Origin of the sequence: Flavobacterium sufflavum (assembly GCF_004016525.1) — a bacterium.
Classification (GTDB): Bacteria; Bacteroidota; Bacteroidia; order Flavobacteriales; family Flavobacteriaceae; genus Flavobacterium; species Flavobacterium sufflavum.
The window spans coordinates 1-3915 of sequence record NZ_SACJ01000021.1; the positions used below are offsets into that span (position 1 = coordinate 1).

The following is a 3915-nucleotide window of genomic DNA, read 5'->3' on the forward strand; positions in this document are numbered from 1 at the left end:
AAAGAAAGGCGACGACATACTCTCCCACATAACTGCAGTACCATCTGCGCAGGCGGGCTTAACTACTCTGTTCGGGATGGGAAGAGGTGAGCCCCGCCGCAATAACCACCTTAAGGTCGTTTTGCAATGGGTGATTAGCTTTTGCTAGTCAACATTACACAATATCTTAACATACTGAGATAAAGAAAGTATTATTTTAATTAGAAAGTTTGCTGTCCCGATTTACATCGGGACAAGCGGATGTACATAAGCTTACAGGTTATTAGTACTACTCGGCTATGACATTACTGCCTTTACACCTATAGCCTATCAACGTGGTCATCTCCCACGACCTTTAAAAGAAATCTCATCTTGTGGTGGGTTTCGCGCTTATATGCTTTCAGCGCTTATCCCTTCCCAACGTAGCTACTCTGCAGTGCCACTGGCGTGACAACAGATACACTAGAGGTTAGTCCAATTCGGTCCTCTCGTACTAGAATCAGATCCACTCAAATTTCTTGCGCCCACAGTAGATAGAGACCGAACTGTCTCACGACGTTCTGAACCCAGCTCGCGTGCCACTTTAATGGGCGAACAGCCCAACCCTTGGGACCTTCTCCAGCCCCAGGATGTGACGAGCCGACATCGAGGTGCCAAACCCCCCCGTCGATATGAGCTCTTGGGGGAGATCAGCCTGTTATCCCCGGCGTACCTTTTATCCTTTGAGCGATGGCCCTTCCATGCGGAACCACCGGATCACTATGCTCTACTTTCGTACCTGATCGACCTGTATGTCTCTCAGTCAAGCTCCCTTATGCCATTGCACTCTTCGCACGGTTACCAAGCGTACTGAGGGAACCTTTAGAAGCCTCCGTTACTCTTTTGGAGGCGACCACCCCAGTCAAACTACCCACCAAGCAATGTCCCCCCGGTTGGGGGTTAGGCCTCAGATAAACAAAGGGTTGTATTTCAACAATGACTCCACAACGCCTGGCGACGCCACTTCACAGTCTCCAACCTATCCTACACATCATTTATCCAAGGTCAATACTAAGCTATAGTAAAGGTGCACAGGGTCTTTTCGTCCCACTGCGGGTAAACGGCATCTTCACCGTTACTACAATTTCACCGAGCTCATGGCTGAGACAGTGTCCAGATCGTTACACCATTCGTGCAGGTCGGAACTTACCCGACAAGGAATTTCGCTACCTTAGGACCGTTATAGTTACGGCCGCCGTTTACTGGGGCTTCAATTCAATGCTTCTCCGAAGATAACATCTCCTCTTAACCTTCCAGCACCGGGCAGGTGTCAGGCCCTATACTTCATCTTACGATTTTGCAGAGCCCTGTGTTTTTGATAAACAGTCGCCTGGACCTCTTCACTGCGGCCCCGATTACTCGGGGCGACCCTTCTCCCGAAGTTACGGGTCTATTTTGCCTAATTCCTTAGCCATGAATCTCTCGAGCACCTTAGAATTCTCATCTCGACTACCTGTGTCGGTTTGCGGTACGGGTACTATTAACCTGAAGTTTAGAGGTTTTTCTTGGAAGCCCTTAGGCGCACTATCACTTCAACCGAAGTCTCCGTGTACTATCGTATTTCACCATTCTCTACGGATTTGCCTATAGAGAATATAGCTAGGTACTTTAACGAACTATTCCGTCAGTTCGCGGCGCTTTCATCACTCCGTCACCCCATCACAGTTAACAGTAGTACGGGAATATTAACCCGTTGGCCATCGACTGTCCCTTTCGGGTTCGCCTTAGGTCCCGACTAACCCACAGCTGATTAGCATAGCTGTGGAAACCTTAGTCTTTCGGTGTGCGGGTTTCTCGCCCGCATTATCGTTACTTATGCCTACATTTTCTTTTCCAGCCAGTCCAGCATACCTTACGATACACCTTCAACCCTGCTGGAATGCTCCCCTACCACTTTGCTTACGCAAAATCCATAGCTTCGGTACTACACTTATGCCCGATTATTATCCATGCTCGTCCGCTCGACTAGTGAGCTGTTACGCACTCTTTAAATGAATGGCTGCTTCCAAGCCAACATCCTAGCTGTCTGGGCAGACAAACCGCGTTCTTTCAACTTAGTGTAGATTTTGGGACCTTAGCTGATGGTCTGGGTTCTTTCCCTCTCGGACTTGGACCTTAGCACCCAAGCCCTCACTGCTAGAGAACATTATATAGCATTCGGAGTTTGTCAGGAATTGGTAGGCGGTGAAGCCCCCGCATCCAATCAGTAGCTCTACCTCTATATAACTTATATCTAGCGCTGCACCTAAATGCATTTCGGGGAGTACGAGCTATTTCCGAGTTTGATTGGCCTTTCACCCCTACCCACAGGTCATCCGAAGACTTTTCAACGTCAACCGGTTCGGTCCTCCACTGTGTGTTACCACAGCTTCAACCTGCCCATGGGTAGATCACACGGTTTCGCGTCTAACACTACTGACTAAAGCGCCCTATTCAGACTCGCTTTCGCTACGGATCCATACCTGAAGTACTTATCCTTGCCAGCAACGTTAACTCGTAGGCTCATTATGCAAAAGGCACGCCGTCACCCCACAAAAGGGCTCCGACCGCTTGTAAGCGTATGGTTTCAGGATCTATTTCACTCCGTTATTCACGGTTCTTTTCACCTTTCCCTCACGGTACTGGTTCACTATCGGTCTCTCAGGAGTATTTAGCCTTAGCGGATGGTCCCGCCAAATTCAGACAGGGTTTCACGTGCCCCGCCCTACTCAGGATACCACTATCCTTTACATTCATTACTTATACGAGGCTATCACTCTCTATGGCCCTACTTTCCAGTAGATTCTAATTCTTCATGCAAGAAATGTCGTGGTCCTACAACCCCAACATTGCCGTAACAACATTGGTTTGGGCTAATCCGCGTTCGCTCGCCACTACTTACGGAATCACTTTTGTTTTCTTCTCCTCCGCCTACTTAGATGTTTCAGTTCAGCGGGTTTGCCCACCTATCGGTGTACTATGTCTTCAACATAGTGGGTTGCCCCATTCAGGTATCTACGGATCAATCGATGTGTGCTCGTCCCCGTAGCTTTTCGCAGCTTATCACGCCTTTCATCGCCTCTGAGAGCCTAGGCATCCCCCATACGCCCTTATTTTGCTTATTGTACCAATCTCGTTACTTAAAACGAGACCGTTTTGTTTGTTTCCTATTATAAATAATAGAAAACGCTTTCTACTTTTTAATATTTTTTATCTCAATATGTCAATGAACTTTTATCTACTATCTATATAGTAAATCAGTGGAGAATAACGGAGTCGAACCGTTGACCTCCTGCGTGCAAGGCAGGCGCTCTAGCCAGCTGAGCTAATCCCCCATTTCTTTTAAAATTCCAAATTTTTAAATTCCAAATTCCAAAAAATAAGGATCTCAACCTCTAGAATTTCCTTCTTTTAAGTTTCTTACAGTCTTTTCAAGTTTTTGGCTTAAAAAGTAGTCCCGGGCAGACTCGAACTGCCGACCCCTACATTATCAGTGTAGTACTCTAACCAGCTGAGCTACGAGACTCTGTTTTTTACTTAAATTCTTATTCTTTTTTTTTAAATTAACAGCAAGAGTAATAAAATGTCAATATTAATGACCAATAGTTCTTTTCGTCTTTTTCCTTAGCGTGCACTTGGCTAACACTAAGGCTCTAGAAAGGAGGTGTTCCAGCCGCACCTTCCGGTACGGCTACCTTGTTACGACTTAGCCCTAGTTACCAGTTTTACCCTAGGCAGCTCCTTGCGGTCACCGACTTCAGGCACCCCCAGCTTCCATGGCTTGACGGGCGGTGTGTACAAGGCCCGGGAACGTATTCACCGGATCATGGCTGATATCCGATTACTAGCGATTCCAGCTTCACGGAGTCGAGTTGCAGACTCCGATCCGAACTGTGACCGGCTTTATAGATTCGCTCC

At 47.3% G+C, this 3915-nt stretch carries 2 tRNA genes and 3 rRNA genes; all 5 read right to left on the reverse strand.

The features are described 5' to 3' along the window. Nucleotides 1-3: 3 nt before the first annotated feature. Nucleotides 4-113: ribosomal RNA gene (rrf, locus tag EOD40_RS17795) — 5S ribosomal RNA — on the reverse strand. Nucleotides 114-242: 129 nt separating this feature from the next. Next, nucleotides 243-3122: ribosomal RNA gene (locus EOD40_RS17800) — 23S ribosomal RNA — on the reverse strand. Nucleotides 3123-3258: 136 nt separating this feature from the next. Next, nucleotides 3259-3332 (reverse strand) — tRNA-Ala (locus EOD40_RS17805). 117 nt (nucleotides 3333-3449) lie between these two features. After that, a tRNA-Ile gene (locus EOD40_RS17810) sits at nucleotides 3450-3523 on the reverse strand. A 131-nt stretch (nucleotides 3524-3654) separates the two neighbouring features. Beyond that, nucleotides 3655-3915, reverse strand: a 16S ribosomal RNA gene (locus tag EOD40_RS17815); the annotation flags it as partial.